Raw genomic sequence first — 15,032 nt, 5'->3', positions numbered from 1 at the left:
GGGGCGCCCTGTCCTCGGCGTGGGGCGGCGGGGGGGGCCCCCCCGACCTTTTTTACATAATGTGTTACCTCTATGGTTCCGTTCCTTCCCCGCGGGGGGGGGGGGGGCGCTTCGCGCCCCCCCCCCCCTCCGTCGTACCGGGTCTTCGTCCGCCAGGGCCTACTGACCGTCTTCGAGGGCCTGCCGGGCGGCTTCGTCCAGGCCGTCCGTGAAGTTCGCGAGGTCCGACAGGGCGCTGGGGGACTCCTCGGCGCCCCAGCTCTCCTTGCCGACGAGGGGGGAGTCGCCGAGGGCGTCGGCGTTCGTGAGGTCGCCGACGTGGTGGAAGTCGAGGTCGTCGGGCGCGCCCGCGAGGGCGGCGGCGTCGGCGATGGCGGGGGTGTCGTCCGCCGCGGCGGCGGAGGCCATGGGGGCGGCTGCGGAGACGGCGGCCAGGGCGAGGGCGCCGGCGGCCAGCATGTTCTTGATCTTCATGCCCTGCTCAACGAAGCGGTGGGCCCGACGTCACCGTGGCGCGGCCGACGTCACCGTGGCGCGCGGCCCTACCAGGCCAGCTGCGAGATCTCCTCCGAGACCACCGCGCAGGCGTCCGCCGCCGGGTCGATCAGCGGGAAGTGGCCGACCCCGTCGAGGAGGGTCAGGCCGACCATCTCCCCCGCCTTCGCGGCCGCGGCCACGTACGACTCCGCCACCCGGGCCGGCACCACGATGTCGTCGCGGCCGTGGACCACCGCGGTGGCGATGCCCGTCGGGAGCAGGGACGCCGGGTCCGCGTACGGGAGCCGGTCGGTGAAGTGTTCCGGGCCGCCCAGCAGCTGGGCCGAGGCGCCGCCGCACACGCCGAGTTCCTCCGCCACCGCGAAGTCCGCGATCGGGGCCAGCGCCACGACGCCGCGCAACGGCGGCGGGGAGGGCAGCCTCCACGCCGACTCCTGCGGGAGCCGGTGGCGGGCCGCCGCCCACAGGGCGAGGTGGCCGCCGGCGGAGTGGCCGGTGACCACGGTGCGGCGGACGTCGGCTGCCGGGAGCGTCGCCGCGGTCAGGTCCGGGAGGGCGTCCATCGCGGCGGCGACGTCGTCGAAGGTCTCCGGCCAGCGTCCGGCGATCGGGGCGTCGGCGTTCTGGTGCGGGAGGGAGCTGCCGCGCCGGTACTCGACGTTGGCGACGGCGAAACCCTGGCGGGCCAGGAAGTCCGCGAGGGGGGTGATGTGCTGCCGGTCGTACGGCGCCCGCCACGCGCCGCCGTGCAGGAGGACGACGAGGGGGGCGGAGGCGGAGTCCCGGCTCTCGCCGCGCGGGGCGTAGAAGTCGACGACCTGGTCGGGGTGTTCCCCGTACGCGGCGGTCGCGTCCGGCGCGACCGCCGGATGGGAGAAGGCCGAGGCGGCCTCGGCGGCGTCCCGTTCCACTGCGGCGGGGTCCGTCATCGGCTCAACCTCTCGGTAACGCGTGGGACAGCGGGGACAGATGTTCCGGTGGTCCGGCAGAGCGGGACCGTATCAGGCTGGAACGGGGCGTTCCGTGCGGGGTCCGGGATGCGGGAAGGCGGGCGGAGCCGTAGCCCCGCCCGCCCGGTGATGTGACGTTTCGCTACCGGGTCACCCGAAAATGTGACCCAGTGTGCGCGCGGCGCGCTCGGCGTCGGCGAAACCGACGTACAGCGGGGTGAAGCCGAAGCGCAGGACGTCGGGCGCCCGGAAGTCGCCGATGACGCCGCGGGAGATGAGTTCCGCCATGACCTCACGGGCGTTCTCGGTGCGCAGCGAGACCTGGCTGCCGCGGTGGGCGTGCGGGGTCGGCGTGACCGATTCGACCGTGCCCGGGGGCACGTACGCCGCCACGCATTCGAGGAAGAAGTCGGTCAGCGCGAGGGATTTGGCGCGGACGGCTTCGACGGAGACCCCGTCCCAGGCGTCGAGCGCCGACTCCAGGGCCAGCATGGACAGGATGTCCGGAGTGCCGACGCGTGCCCGGGCCACGCCCTGGGTGGGGACGTAGTCCGGGGTCATCGCGAAGGGGTCCGCGTGCCCGTTCCAGCCGGGGAGGGGCGAGTCGAACGCGGCTTGGTGGCGGTCGGCTATGTAGAGGTAGGCGGGGGCGCCGGGGCCGCCGTTGAGGTACTTGTACGTGCAGCCGACGGCCAGGTCGACGGAGTGGGCGTCGAGGCCGACGGGGAGGGCGCCGGCCGAGTGGCAGAGGTCCCAGACGGTGATCGCCCCGGCGGCGTGGGCCGCGGTGGTGAGGGCGGGGAGGTCGTGGAGGCGGCCGGTGCGGTAGTCGACGTGGTTGAGGAGGACGACGGCCGTGTCCGGGCCCATGGCCTCGGCCGCGTGGGCCGGGTCCACCGGGGTGACGGTCAGCCCCGTCATGCGGGCTGCCGACGTGGCGATGTAGCCGTCGGTGGGGAAGGTGGTGGCGTCGACCAGCATCCGGGTACGGCCCGGGGCTGCGGCCGCCGCCAGGCGGGCGGCGCCGACCAGGGCCTTGAAGAGGTTGACGCTGGTGGAGTCGCCGACGACCACCTGGCCGGGGGCCGCGCCGATGAGGGGGGCGAGCTTGTCGCCGATCCGCTCGGGGGCGGTCCACCAGTTGCTCTCGTCCCAGGAGCGGATGAGGAGCTCGCCCCATTCGCGGGACGCGACGTCGGCGAGGCGGTCGGTCACGCCGGCCGGGAGGGCGCCCAGGGAGTTGCCGTCCAGGTAGACGACTCCGTCGGGGAGCGTGAAGCGGGTGCGGAGTTTGGCGAGGTCGTCGGCCGTGTCGAGGGCTTCGGCCCGTGCCGCCAGCTCCGCCTCGCGGGGGCTGCTGGGGCTCTGCCCCAGGCCCCGCGCCTCAAACGCCGGCGGGGCTGGAATCGGCTCGCCTGAGGGGGTGGGTGCGGGTACAGGATCGGGGCTCTGCCCCGCGCCCCGCGCCTCAAACTCCCCCCCCAGACTCCGTCCGGGGGTACCCCCAGGCGGGGCTGGATCTGCCTGGGTCGGCTGCATCGGCTCAGACATGGCTGCGCGCCGTCCAGAGCTCCGGGAAGACGTTCTTCGTGGCGCGCTTCTCCAGCCAGGTCACGCCGGCCGAGCCGCCCGTGCCCGTCTTCGCGCCCATCGCGCGGCGCGTGGCGACCAGGTGGTCGTTGCGCCAGCGCCAGACCAGTTCGGCCACGTCCGTGAGGACCTCGCCGAGGCGGTGGAGGTCGAGGTGGTCGTCCGGGGCGGCGTACAGGGCCGTCCAGACGGCCTCCACCTCGGGCGAAGGCTCGTAGCGCTGGGAGAGGTCGCGGTTCAGGACGGCGGCCGGGACCGGCAGGCCGCGGCGGGAGAGCAGGCTCAGGACCTCGTCGTAGAGGCTCGGCTCGTGCAGGGCCTTCTCCAGCTCCGCGTGGACGCGCGGCGCGCCGCGGTGCGGGACCAGCATGGAGGCGGACTTCTCGCCGAGCAGGAACTCCATCCGGCGGTACATCGCCGACTGGAAGCCGGAGCCCTCGCCGAGGGCCGCGCGGTAGGCGTTGAACTGGCCCGGGGTGAGCTGGGCGAGGGGGCGCCAGGAGGAGTTCAGGGCCTCCAGTTCGCGGAGGGAACGTTTCAGCGCATCCATCGCGACCGGGAGGTCGTCCTTGCGCAGGGCCTCCGCCGCGGTGTCCCACTCGTGGACGATGACCGTGAACCACAGCTCCATGACCTGGGTGGTGACCAGGAAGACCATCTCGCCCGGGTCGTCCGAGCGGAGGTGCTGGAGGTGGGTCAGGACGTCCGCCTGGACGTAGTCCTCGTACGGGGTCGTGCCGGCGAAGTCGAGGTTCGGGGTGTCCGACCCGCCGACTCCGGAGGCATCAAGGGTGTTCGACATCGCTGTCTCCTCGACACGTGCTTCCGGGTAGCGGTCCGCTCCTTCCGTGAGGTGAGTGGAGCCCCGGTCCCCTGCCCGCATCATAGGACCCGGTCGGGGCGGGGCTCCAGCGGGGAGTGACGTACGTCACTTCCCGGGGGGTGTGACCTCAGGCGGTGAGGGTATCCGCCGCCGTCGGGGAGGAGTCCCGGAGGAAGGTCGAGCAGCGCTCGTACTCCTCCTTCTCGCCGATCGCCTCGGCGGCGCGGGCCAGGGCGTGCAGGGCGCGGAGGAAGCCGCGATTCGGCTCGTGCTCCCACGGGACCGGGCCGTGGCCCTTCCAGCCGGCGCGGCGCAGGGCGTCGAGGCCGCGGTGGTAGCCCGTACGGGCGTACGCGTACGACTCGACCGTGCGGCCGGCGGCGAAGGCCTCGTCGGCGAGGATCGCCCAGGCGAGGGAGGAGGTGGGGTGCGCGGCCGCCACCTCGACGGCGGGGGTGCCGGCGGCCAGGGCCTCGCGGCCGGGCTCGTCGGGGAGGTGGGTGGGGGCGGGGCCCCCGAGGAGGTTCTGGTGAATGGACATGTCCCTAGTCTGGCCGACCGGGCGCCTCCCGCGGGGTCAGGGTGCCTCTGCGGACCCGGTTCCGGGCGGGCCGTTTCGATGGGCATCGACGGTGGCCCGCCCGGGCCGGGGGTTCTTGCGGCGAAGCAGACCGCCGGAGCGCTGCCGATGCCGAGGGCGCCGGGCCCTGGACATCGGCAGATTGCGGAGCGGAACGGGGAACGCGCCACGGGTCGGCGCCGAGTCCGTCAGGTCCGGACCGGCGGGCGGGGGCCAGTTGACGGACTGTCGCGGGAGCGGCTGACGCCGCGCCCCGGCGTCTCCACCATGACTCGCCCGGTGCAGAACGCCCGCGAGGTGCACGGCCTGCTGGTGGACGGCACCTATGCCGAGATCGAGAGCGGCCACGCCGTGATCGGTGAGCGCGCCGAGGAATTCACCAAGGTGGTGCGGGACTTCCTGGTCGCCGACGCCGGCTGACCGCTGGAGGGGGTGGTGGTGGGCGCCCCACCACTCGGCGGCCCAGCCGTGTGGCCGGCGCACCTCCCGGTGGTGGGGGTGCCGGGCGGACGGTTGGGGGGTAATCGACGAAGGGGGTATGTCGTGACCACCACCATCGACCATGACGTCCGCGGCACGGGTCGGCAGCCGGCGAGGGGACCGGTACGGGTCCGGCGCGATCCGGTCGACGAAGCGGCCGAGGAGCTGTGCAAGGCGGTGTTCGGCTCGCTGCGGCGCAGGGATCAGCGGGAGCGGGGGCGCCAGTACGTACGCGGGCTGCTCGCCACCGAGGGCCGCAAGTCGATCCGCAACATCGCCCAGCACTTCGGCGGTCCCGCCGCCGAGCAGAGCCTGCACCACTTCATCGCCGGCTCGACGTGGGACTGGCAGCCCATCCGCACCGCCCTGTCGCACTACCTGGAGCGGTCCGCCCCGCTCACGGCGTGGGTCGTGCAGCCCATGGCGATCCCCAAGGGCGGCGACCACTCGGTGGGCGTCGGACACCGCTTCGATCCGCACCAGGGGCAGATGTTCCGCGGGCAGCAGGCCTTCGGGATCTGGTTCACGTCGACGGAGGTGATCACTCCGGTGGGGTGGCGGCTGTTCCTGCCGCCGGAGGAGGCGGGTTCGCTTCCGGCGCCGCCGTCGCCGTCACCGTCGCCCTCGCTCGAAGCGGCCCGGGAGAAGTACGAGCCGTACGAGGAGTGCGCGGTCACCGGGGTGCTGGACAGCATGCGGGAGTGCCGGATGCCGTCGCGGCCGGTGGTCCTCGACATCCGCGACATCGGGACCCGGTCGACCATGAACCGCTTCGCCGAGGCGCAGCTGCCGGTGCTGGCACGGATCGGCTCCACGGCGCGGCTGCTGGTCACCGACCCGGCGCTGCCGGGGTACGGGGCCGGGACGCTGACCGCGCGGGACATCCTGCAGAACGTCAAGGGGCTGCGGGTCCCGGTGGAATGGCCGGACCCCTCGCACCCGGGCGCGCGGCGCACGTCGCTGGTGGCGGCGGTCCGCGTGATGATGCCGGACCCGTCGTCGGCGCGGCGGCGCCAGGTGCTGCTGGTGGGCGAGTGGACGGATCCTCGGCGGCTGCCGTCGCAGCTGTGGGTGACGGACATGACGCGGCTGACGCCGGCCGCGCTGCTGCGGCTGACGAAGCAGGCGCGGCGGGTGTCGGCGGCCGCGTCGGCGAGCGTGCAGGACGTCGGGCTGCGGGATTTCGCCGGGCGGTCGCTGTCGGGGTGGCACCGGCACGTGACGATGGCGTCGGTGGCGCATGCGGCCCGCTGCCTCGGCGACTCCGTCGGGGTCGGCGGGCACGCGCTGTCGGCCGTGCCCGCGCAGTACCTCCCGTCGGCACGGCCGGTCCGCCGAACGGCTCCCGCCCTGCGCCCGTACGCGGCGGCCCGCTGAGCCCGGGCCCTGGGCTCCGCCCAACCTCCTGGGGCTCCGCCCCAGACCCTCCCCCAGACTCCGTCCGGGGGGACCCCCACGCCTCAAACGCCGGCGGGGCTGGAATTGCCCCGCTGCCCGGCCCGAGGCGGTCAGGGGGTGCGGTGGGCGCGGAGGGCCGCTCGGGCCTTGCGCAGGCGCAGGGCCATCTGGATCTCCAGGGCCTGGGCGGGCTTCTGCCAGGCCTCGCCCAGGAGTTCCGCGATCCGCTCCAGGCGCCGCGACACCGTGTTCGGGTGGACGTGCAGCGCCTCGGCGGCGTGCGTGGGGCTGCCGCCGGACTCGTAGTACGCGTCCAGGGTGCGGGTCAGGTCCGTCATGCGCGTCTCGTCGTACTCCAGCACCGGGCCGATCGTCGACGCGATGAACGCGTCCACGTCATGGTCCGTGGACAGGAGCAGGCCCAGGAAGCCCAGCTCGCGCAGCGACGCCGTCCCCCCGGCCCCGTCCAGCGCCGTCAGCGCGTCCAGGCAGCGCCCGGCCTCCTCGTACACGCCCGCCACCCCCGCCGCCCCGCGCGCCGGGCCCGCCGCGCCCGTGGACACCGGGTGGCCGAGCAGCGGCGAGAGTTCCGCCGAGACCTTGCGGGCCACCGCCGACGCGTCCGACCCGGGCAGCAGGAGCACGATGCAGCCCCGCCGCACCGCCTTCAGCCCACCGCACCGGTAGGCGTACGAGCTCGACCACGCCACCGCCTTGCCCAACTCCCCGCCCTCGGGCCGGGCCACCACCACCACGTGCGGCACGTCGAGGTCGATGCCGAGCCGCCGGGTCCGCTCCCGCACGTGCAGGTCGGCGTGGTGCGGCCGGTCCAGCAGGTCCTGGAGCAGCTCGTCGCGGACCGGGCCCTCGGCGGCCGCCGTGCCGCGCTGGATCAGCAGCAGCGCGGCCACCGACTGGGCCGCCAGCTCCAGCAGCCGTACGTCCTCGTCCGTGAGCGCCGCCGAGGCGCGCAGCACCAGCACCCCCAGGTCCTCGGCCCCGGCCGTCACCGGCGCCACCCACACGTCCCCCGGAAGGGGGACCGGGCTCCGGCCGGTGTGTGCCTGCAGGGCGGCCCGGGTGACGGCCTCCTCGTCCAGGTCCGGGAGTTCGTCGGCGGCGGTCAGCGGCCGCCCGCCCGGGTCCCGCACCTGCAGTACGCCGTCCAGCGCGTCGGCGGCCGCCCGCGCGAGCGTGGACAGCCGGGCCCCGTCCAGCACCATCCGCGCCAGCCGGGTGTGGCAGTCCCACAGGTGCCGTACGCGCGTGAGGGTGGTGTTGGTGACGGAGCCGAACCGCTCCAGCTCGGTGACCTCCTCGCGGGTGCGCTCCAGCAGGGCCGCCTGCTGGATGGCCAGCGCCGCGAGGTCGGCGAGGGAGAGCAGCACCCCGATCTCGTCGGGGGTGAAGTGGCGCACCTTGCGGTCGGCGCCGTACAGGGCGCCCAGGGTGGTGTCCCCGGACCGCAGCGGGACCGCGATGATCGCGCGCAGGCCCTCGGCGCGGACCACGGCGTCGATGCCGGGCCGGTGGGGCACGGAGTCGTCGTCGAGGTAGTCGGCGCTCCACACCGGTGCCCTGCGCTCCTCCGCGAGGCTGCCCAGGCTGGGGCCCTCGCCGAGTTCGCGGCCGGCGTTGAGGGCCGTGGTGTCGCCCTCGGAGGTGCGGACGTACGAGGTTCCGTCGGTGCGGCGCAGGCTCACGTACGCCATGTCGAAGGTCAGCAGGCGGCGGGCTCGGCGGGCGATCACGCGGAGCAGGCTGTCGAGGTCGTAGGGGGAGGTGAGGTCGTGCGCGGTGTCCACGAGCGCGGCGAGGGCCGCCTCGCGGTCGCGGCCGCGGTACGCGCTGGCCTGGACGGTGCGGGCCAGTTCCACGGCCCTGGCGAGCTCGGCGAGTTCGGCGTCCGCGGCGCCGGCGCGGCGGGCCTCGTGCAGCAGGGCCTCGATGCGGGCGGCCGGGGCCTCCTGGGCGAGGAGTTCCAGCACGGCGAGCGCACCTGTCCCTTGATCCCCCGTCATAGCCCCTCATCCCCCGATGTGCGGTGCCGTTCCGAAGACCCGAAAGGATCGGAATCAGGCCATCCGAACCTAGGTTCCCGTTCGGCTACGGTCAAGCGGCCGCAGGTCACAGGGGGTGTACGGGGGCGGGGACATCGGGGCCGCCACGGTTTCCGCCGGCCGCGGTCACGGGGCCGGCGCGAAGCCCCAGCCCTGGTCCCTCTCGTCTCCCGCTCCCGCCGGGCACAGGACGCGGCGGCTCAGGGTCGTTCTGGTGGCCGAGTGGTGGTTGACGACGACGGTGGTCATGTCCGGGGCACCTCGACAGATCGGTGGAAAAAGACCCGCCGGAATGATGTGCGTCCGGTGGGGTGGTCAAGTCGATCGTGTGGCAGGGCCGGGGGCCTCGCCAACGCCTGACGGTGCGATCCGTCAAGTACCGCGGGCAGTGCGTCAGATTGCCCTCCCCGCCACCCGGCCGGCGTCCAAGTCGGTTGCGGTTCAAGAGAGTTCAGGGCATGGCGAAGCCCCCCGAGGCGGGGGTGCCCGGGGGGCCGATCAGGGGGCGGTCCGCTGGGCGGGCCGCCGGATCACGCCAGGGAAGGAGCCGGGGCCCCGCGCCGCGGGGAGCGCCGCAGGGGGCCGTCGGCGACCGCGGAACCGCGACCGAAGTCCGCGCGGACCACGGCGGCCAGCTCCCGGTATGTTTCGTCCCTTCCGGCAGCCCCGCGGGAGGGGGTCCGGGTGGGGCGCGAGGGGTACGGAGCGGTGCGTACGGCCGTACGGGCGGCCTCCCACGGCGGTACCGTCCCTCGGCGGCGGCCCCAGCCGGAGTCCGTTTCCCGGAGGCCGGATATGCCGGGTATAGGGGTCAATTCAGCCAGTTCTGAGCGGATTTCGCGGTGCCGGCCGAGGGCCAGTTCGGCCTCCACCCACTGCTCCGCGACCGCCTTGCGGGTGGCTTCCAGCTCCGCGATCCGCTCGCCGAGTCGGGGCCCGGGGGTCACCCCGTCGAAGGCCGGACCCTTCCAGAGCCGGAGCGCGCCGCGCAGCCGGCGCGCCGCCGACTCATGGTCCCCGCGGGCCATCGCGCGATACCCCGCTCCCGCCTCGCGGGCAAATTCATGCAGGTCAGAGCGGCCGTTGCCGGTGTCCAGGAGGTAGCCGCCAGGAGTCTGGAGCAGAACCGACTCCGCGGTGCGGCCCCCACCCGGGGCGGCGGCCGCGGCGACCCGCTGGCGCACCAGGCGCACGCATGAGTCCAGCGCCGCGCGCGCGTGCTCCGGCGGTACGAGCACCGCGAGCTCCTCGGCGAGGACGGCGACCGGAACCACCTGGTCGGCGTGCGCGGCCAGCATGGCCAGAACCTGTCGCGCGGGCGGCGTGGCGGGCGCGATGGGAACACCGTTCTCGAGGACCTCCAGCCCTCCGAGCACGTCTATGTCCACAGTCTTCTCCCAGGGCAAGGCGGGAGCCCGGTCGGCGCGCGGCTCCGCTGAAAAAAGAATACCCGGGATTTTGTTTTTGGCTACCGATCACGGTGGCCCCAGCCGGTGACTCCCGGCACACCCCCGAAAACACGCGATCCCCCGCCCGGAAGGGCGGGGGATCGCGAAGGAGGAGAGGCGGGACGGAGCCGGGATCAGCCGGCGACGGCCGCCTCGGCCGCGAGGGCGACCAGCGGGCCCGAACAGTCGCACAGGTGGGCGCCGTTCGGGCCGTGCAGCGCCCGGGCCCCCCGGCCGGGCGCTGTGTCGAGCCGGATCGCCACGGCCGAGACCACCAGGCTCGGCATCACGCTCGTGTAGAGCGCCGAGACCTCCTGGTCCAGCTCCAGCCCCAAGGTCTGGGACATGACGTTGAGCCCCGCGAAGGCCCCGACCACCAGCCGCGAAGGACCCCCCGGATCCACGTGCGAGAGCAGCTCGCCGCGTTCCTTCGCCTCGACCATCAGGGCGGTGTGCAGGTCGATCCACCCCTGGTAGGGCGCTGCGCGGTCCAGCGCCCGGCCGTTCTGCTCCAGGGTGAGCCGCGCGCTGCCGCGCATCAGCACGTCGTGCTGGAGGCGGTGCGAGAAGATCATGCCGATGTCGACGAACTCCTGCGCCTTGAACTCCTGTGGGGTGTACGTCGGTTCAATGCCCACCTGGGCGTCTATGACCGCCTGCGCCAGGTCTTCCTTCGAGTCGAAGTGGAAGTAGAGCGCGCCCTTGGTGACGTTGGCGAGCCTGACGATGTCCGTCAGTTTCGCCGCGTCGTAGCCGCGGTCCTCGAACACCACGGCGGCGGCCTCCAGGATCGCCTGCCGTGTGCGCACGGCGCGGTCCTGCTTCACCTGCGGTCGTTCGGTCCTCATGTGTGTGTCCGTCCCTCTCCATGCCCCCCGATCGATCGGCAATACATGCCCCCGGGTACGTACCTTTGAGTACAGTTTCACACCATCGTGAAGCCCCCGTCCACCGGCATCGCCACCCCGGTCACGAAGGATGACCGGGAACTGCACAGCCAGGCCGCCGCCTCGGCGATCTCCGCCGGCTCCGCGGTGCGCGGCTGCGGGGTGGCCTCGTGCAGCCGCTTCTCCATCCCCGGCACGGCCGCGAACCACTCCTCGACCACCTCGGTACGGGTGGTGCCCGGGGCCACCGCGTTGACCCGGACGCCCTGGGCCGCGTACTCGGCGGCGGCGGCCTTGGTCAGCCCGATCACCGCGTGCTTGGCGACCACGTAGGGCGCCGCCACCGGGGTGGCCAGCAGGCCGGCGACGCTGCTGTTGTTGACGATCGTGCCGCCGCCGGTCTTCAGCATCGCGGCGATCTCGTCGCGCAGGCAGTTCCACACCCCGCGCACGTTGACGTCCATGATCCGGTCGTACAGCTCGTCGTCCATCTCGTGCAGCGGCGTCCGGCCGGTCCCCCAACCCGCGTTGTTGAAGGCGCAGTCCAGCCGCCCGAACCGGCTCACGGCCAGGTCCACGGCGCGCGCCGTGTCCGCGCGGCGGGTCACGTCCGCCACGGCGTACTCGACCTCCGCTCCCCCGGCGCGCAGCTCCTCGGCGAGCTCCGCGAGCCGGTCCTCGCGGCGCGCCACCAGGACGATCCGGGCTCCCTCACGGGCGAACACCCGGCCCGCGGCGGCGCCTATGCCGCTGCTCGCGCCGGTGATCAGCGCGACCTTGCCCTCGAGCGTGCGCTCCCCTGCCATGGCTCTCCTTCGTACGACGATGCGGTGACGGTTCCCGGCCTACGGGTATCAGGCGGCCCAGGCGAGACCGGCGGCGGCCTCCCCGTCGAGCACCCGCAGCAGGTCCTCGTCGATCTCGTCGAGCGAGCGGACGATGTGCCGCACGCCCGCGTCGCGCATCAGGTGCCCCTGGAAACCGTGCTCGAAGGTACTGGGGTGCCCGATGAAGGGGACCCGCAGGTCGCGCGCGGCCTCGGAGACCCGGGCGACGTCGTCGATGAAGACCACCTCGTCGTAGTCGAGGCCGAAGGCGTCCACGGTGATCTCGCGGAGGCCGGGGCGGAAGTCGTTGGTGCAGATGTAGCCCGGCTCGTCGAAGAGGTGCGCGTAGTGGCCCAGGTAGGCGTCGAAGTGGCTCTTGTCGAGGCCGCCGTAGCAGATGGTGCGCAGGCCGAGGGCGCGCAGCCGGTGCAGCAGGGCCTCCGCGCCCGGCAGTACCTGGAGGGGGTGCGCGGCCAGGTAGGCGGCGCGCTCCTCGAAGTAGACCTCCAGGACCTTCTCCGGGGTCCAGTCCACCCCGGCCGCGGCGCCGAGCGCCCGGGCGGCCGTGGTCCGGGACTGCGAGAAGACCGCGCGCTCCACGCCCGCGTCGTAGGTTCCGCCGCGGCTGGTGACGAAGTGGTGGATCACCGGGCTGAAGGTGTCGTTGAGCAGGACCCCGTCGATGTTCACCGCGGCGAGCCGCAGGTGTCCCAGCGGGCGGACGTGCCGGACGTTCATCGGTCTCCAATCGGCGGGGGCCCGGCGGTGGCTGGACGCGGTGCGCCGCTGAGGAGATGCGGCAGCCACGGAGCGCCCGGGGGACCCCCAAAAAATACTCCCGGGTACGCGGCTGCCGCTGAGCAAAAGATACCGGACGCCAACCCCGAAACGGTCCGGCGGCCGAAAATAGACACAGCGTGAGCGCGGTCTCATCTTTGAGTCACTGACCTGCGGAAATATCCACTGGAAGCATTCATTCCACTACTCCCAGTGCTGTGGTTTGCGTCACCTTCGGTCCCGCTGACCAGTGATCTTCGGGTAATCCTCTACCTGACAGCAAACCCGAAAGTACGTACTTTGCGTAAGGCAAGCAGTGCGGCTCGGCTTTCGGCCATGATCTCGAGGGACTTCATGATCACGACCTTGGAACCGACGGACGTCCTCGCCAACCTGGCCTCCCCCGCCGGCGATTGCCGCTGCTCGGACCGGCAGGACGGGGGGCTCACCACCACCGTCCCCCGCGAGCTCGTGCACCGCGCGGCGATCGCCGAGGTCTTCCTGACGGGCATGTGCCGTCCCGCCGAGGACCGGTTCCACGTCACCGCGCAGCTGCCGCGCGGACACAGCTTCTTCGCGCCGATCGCCGGAACCCACTACGACCCGATGCTGATCTGCGAGACCATCCGCCAGGTCGGCTCCTACGTCGCCCACGAGGCCTTCGACGTCCCGCTCGGCCACCAGTTCCTGCTGTGGGGCCTCGACTACACGACCATCCCCGAGAACCTGGTCATCGGCGATGCGCCCGCCTCCCTCGACCTCGACGTCATATGCACCGAGGTCCGCCGCCGCGGCACCCAACTCCAGGCACTGCGCTACCAGGTGACGGTGCGTCACGAGAACGTCGTGGTGGCCACCGGGGACGTCGGCTACAACGTCGCCTCGCCCGCCGTGTACCGGCGGCTGCGCGGCGGACAGGTGGACCAGCGGCCCGAGCCCTCGCTGCCCGCCAACCCGCTCCAGCCGGCCCAGGTCGGCCGCTACTCGCCCTTCGACGTGGTGCTCGCCGCCGCGCCTCAGCAGTGCACCGGCGCCGTCTGGCAGCTGCGGTACGACACCCGGCACCCGGTCCTCTTCGACCACCCGGGCGACCACCTCCCGGGCATGGTCCTGCTGGAGGCCGCCCGCCAGGCCGCGGTGGCGCTGACCCCGGCCCCCGCCGTCCTGCCGGCCTCCGTGACCAGTACCTACCAGCGGTACGCGGAGTTCGGCTCGCCGATCTGGATCCGCGCGGAGCGCACCGGCCCCGCCCTGGTCAAGGTCACCGGCACGCAGAACGGCGAGGAGGTCTTCGAGGCCCTCGTCGGCACCGGAGTGATCGATGCCCTGCCGTACGGCATGACTGCATGACTGCATGACTGCCTAACGGCATAACGAGTTCCCGGGCGTCGGGGGGCGCCGCGGGGAGCGGGGGATGCAGGGGGAAACCAAAGGGCCCGGCCACCGTCGTGAGACGGGGCCGGGCCCTTTGTCGCGCAGTACGCGGGAAGGACTACTTCAGCTTGGTGCCGGTCGAGCGCAGGTTCGCGCACGCCTCGGTGACACGCGCGGCCATGCCCGCCTCGGCGGCCTTGCCCCAGGTGCGGGGGTCGTACTTGGACTTCGTGCCGACCTCGCCGTCGACCTTCAGGACACCGGCGTAGTTGGTGAACATGTGGTCCACGACCGGGCGGGTGAAGGCGTACTGGGTGTCGGTGTCGAGGTTCATCTTCACGACGCCGTTCTCCAGCGCGGTGGCGATCTCCTCGGCCGTGGAGCCCGAGCCGCCGTGGAAGACGAAGTCGAACGGCGAAGCCTTGCCGTACTTCTCGCCGACGCCGGCCTGGAGGTCCTTGAGGAGCTCGGGGCGCAGGACGACGTTGCCCGGCTTGTAGACGCCGTGCACGTTGCCGAAGGAGGCGGCCAGCAGGTAGCGGCCCTTCTCGCCCAGGCCCAGGGCCTCGGCGGTGCGGATCGCGTCCTCGACGGTGGTGTACAGCTCGTCGTTGATCTCGTGGCTGACGCCGTCCTCCTCGCCGCCGGTCGGGGTGATCTCGACCTCAAGGATGATCTTCGCGGCGGCGGCCTTGGCGAGCAGCTCCTGGCCGATGGCCAGGTTGTCGGCCAGGGTCTCGGCGGAACCGTCCCACATGTGCGACTGGAAGAGCGGGTTCAGACCCTTGGCCACGCGCTCGGCGGAGATGTCGAGCAGCGGGCGGACGTAGCCGTCCAGCTTGTCCTTGGGGCAGTGGTCCGTGTGCAGCGCGACCGTGATGTCGTACTTGGCGGCGACGATGTGCGCGAACTCGGCCAGGGCGACCGCGCCGGTGACCATGTCCTTCTTGTGCTGGCCACCCAGGAACTCCGCACCACCGGTGGAGATCTGGATGATGCCGTCGCTCTCGGCCTCCGCGAAGCCGCGCAGGGCAGCGTGCAGGGTCTGGGACGAGGTCACGTTGATGGCCGGGTAGGCGAACTTGCCTGCCTTCGCCCGGTCGAGCATCTCGTTGTAGACCTCGGGGGTTGCGATGGGCATCTGTCCGCTCCTTGGATGTGCGGGGAGTGTGCTTATTGCGGGCCCTGACCTGGGGGCGACGTCACCGTCGCGCCCATCTTTCCAGACTCTGCGCGACACTCCACCCCAGCTGTCCAGAGTGCGAGCCGAACGGGCCGGGACGTTTCACGTGAAACATCCCGGCCGCCCGAAAAAGAGCAGGTCAGGACCTGCTCGGGCA

General features: G+C 72.8%; 15 protein-coding genes. 3 read left to right on the top strand and 12 right to left on the bottom strand.

From position 1 onward, the window contains the following. Positions 1-159: 159 nt before the first annotated feature. From ACFWBN_RS03800 to ACFWBN_RS03780, 5 genes are all read right to left on the bottom strand, one after another. Positions 160-474 (bottom strand): hypothetical protein, encoded by a 315-nt coding sequence (locus ACFWBN_RS03800; RefSeq protein ID WP_385170032.1) that lies wholly within the window; start codon positions 472-474, stop codon positions 160-162. Positions 475-542: 68 nt separating this feature from the next. Further along, a complete protein-coding gene (locus tag ACFWBN_RS03795; protein WP_385170029.1) occupies positions 543-1,427 on the bottom strand; it encodes an alpha/beta hydrolase family protein in 885 nt (294 codons plus the stop codon). A gap of 171 nt (positions 1,428-1,598) precedes the next feature. Further along, entirely contained in the window at positions 1,599-2,999 is a 1,401-nt protein-coding gene (kynU, locus tag ACFWBN_RS03790) for a kynureninase (RefSeq protein ID WP_385170027.1), read from the bottom strand. Then, positions 2,992-3,840: a tryptophan 2,3-dioxygenase family protein gene (locus ACFWBN_RS03785; RefSeq protein WP_385170024.1), complete on the bottom strand. Its 849-nt coding sequence runs from the start codon at positions 3,838-3,840 to the stop codon at positions 2,992-2,994. The genes kynU and ACFWBN_RS03785 overlap by 8 nt, the downstream gene beginning before the upstream one ends. 148 nt (positions 3,841-3,988) lie before the next feature. Next, a complete protein-coding gene (locus tag ACFWBN_RS03780) occupies positions 3,989-4,402 on the bottom strand; it encodes a DUF3151 domain-containing protein (RefSeq protein WP_385170021.1) in 414 nt (137 codons plus the stop codon). Between the two features lie 306 nt (positions 4,403-4,708). On the opposite strand from ACFWBN_RS03780, the gene ACFWBN_RS03775 reads away from it, so the two are divergent. Both ACFWBN_RS03775 and ACFWBN_RS03770 read left to right on the top strand, forming a co-directional pair. Next, complete coding sequence (locus tag ACFWBN_RS03775; protein ID WP_385170018.1) at positions 4,709-4,861, top strand: hypothetical protein; 153 nt, start codon at positions 4,709-4,711, stop codon at positions 4,859-4,861. A 123-nt stretch (positions 4,862-4,984) separates the two neighbouring features. Then, the gene (locus ACFWBN_RS03770) at positions 4,985-6,298 is read left to right on the top strand and encodes an IS701 family transposase (protein ID WP_385170015.1); all 1,314 of its coding nucleotides are present in this window, start codon (positions 4,985-4,987) and stop codon (positions 6,296-6,298) included. Positions 6,299-6,429: 131 nt separating this feature from the next. Here the strand turns inward: ACFWBN_RS03770 and ACFWBN_RS03765 are convergent, their stop codons facing one another. The 6 genes from ACFWBN_RS03765 to ACFWBN_RS03740 form a co-directional block, all read right to left on the bottom strand. Then, the gene (locus tag ACFWBN_RS03765; RefSeq protein ID WP_385170012.1) at positions 6,430-8,340 is read right to left on the bottom strand and encodes a GAF domain-containing protein; all 1,911 of its coding nucleotides are present in this window, start codon (positions 8,338-8,340) and stop codon (positions 6,430-6,432) included. A 165-nt stretch (positions 8,341-8,505) separates the two neighbouring features. Continuing rightward, a complete protein-coding gene (locus tag ACFWBN_RS03760; RefSeq protein WP_385170009.1) occupies positions 8,506-8,628 on the bottom strand; it encodes a hypothetical protein in 123 nt (40 codons plus the stop codon). A gap of 281 nt (positions 8,629-8,909) precedes the next feature. Next, positions 8,910-9,767, bottom strand: coding sequence for a BTAD domain-containing putative transcriptional regulator (locus ACFWBN_RS03755; RefSeq protein WP_385170006.1), 858 nt, complete (start codon positions 9,765-9,767; stop codon positions 8,910-8,912). Positions 9,768-9,961: 194 nt separating this feature from the next. Beyond that, positions 9,962-10,675, bottom strand: a complete 714-nt coding sequence (locus ACFWBN_RS03750) for a ScbR family autoregulator-binding transcription factor (protein WP_385170004.1) — start codon at positions 10,673-10,675, stop codon at positions 9,962-9,964. Between the two features lie 77 nt (positions 10,676-10,752). After that, positions 10,753-11,520, bottom strand: a complete 768-nt coding sequence (locus ACFWBN_RS03745) for an SDR family NAD(P)-dependent oxidoreductase (protein ID WP_385170001.1) — start codon at positions 11,518-11,520, stop codon at positions 10,753-10,755. Positions 11,521-11,568: 48 nt separating this feature from the next. Continuing rightward, positions 11,569-12,279, bottom strand: a complete 711-nt coding sequence (locus ACFWBN_RS03740) for an HAD family hydrolase (protein WP_385169997.1) — start codon at positions 12,277-12,279, stop codon at positions 11,569-11,571. 375 nt (positions 12,280-12,654) lie between these two features. Here ACFWBN_RS03740 and ACFWBN_RS03735 point away from each other — a divergent pair, with 375 nt between their 5' ends. Continuing rightward, positions 12,655-13,668, top strand: coding sequence for a ScbA/BarX family gamma-butyrolactone biosynthesis protein (locus ACFWBN_RS03735; RefSeq protein WP_385169995.1), 1,014 nt, complete (start codon positions 12,655-12,657; stop codon positions 13,666-13,668). A 142-nt stretch (positions 13,669-13,810) separates the two neighbouring features. On the opposite strand, the gene fbaA is transcribed toward ACFWBN_RS03735, so the two are convergent. Further along, on the bottom strand, positions 13,811-14,833 hold the full coding sequence (fbaA, locus tag ACFWBN_RS03730) for a class II fructose-bisphosphate aldolase (protein ID WP_385169992.1): 1,023 nt from the start codon (positions 14,831-14,833) through the stop codon (positions 13,811-13,813). Positions 14,834-15,032 lie beyond the last annotated feature (199 nt).

It is taken from the genome of Streptomyces sp. NPDC059989 (assembly GCF_042736975.1).
Classification (GTDB): Bacteria; Actinomycetota; Actinomycetes; order Streptomycetales; family Streptomycetaceae; genus Streptomyces.
This window is presented reverse-complemented; position numbering and strand designations above follow the sequence as displayed.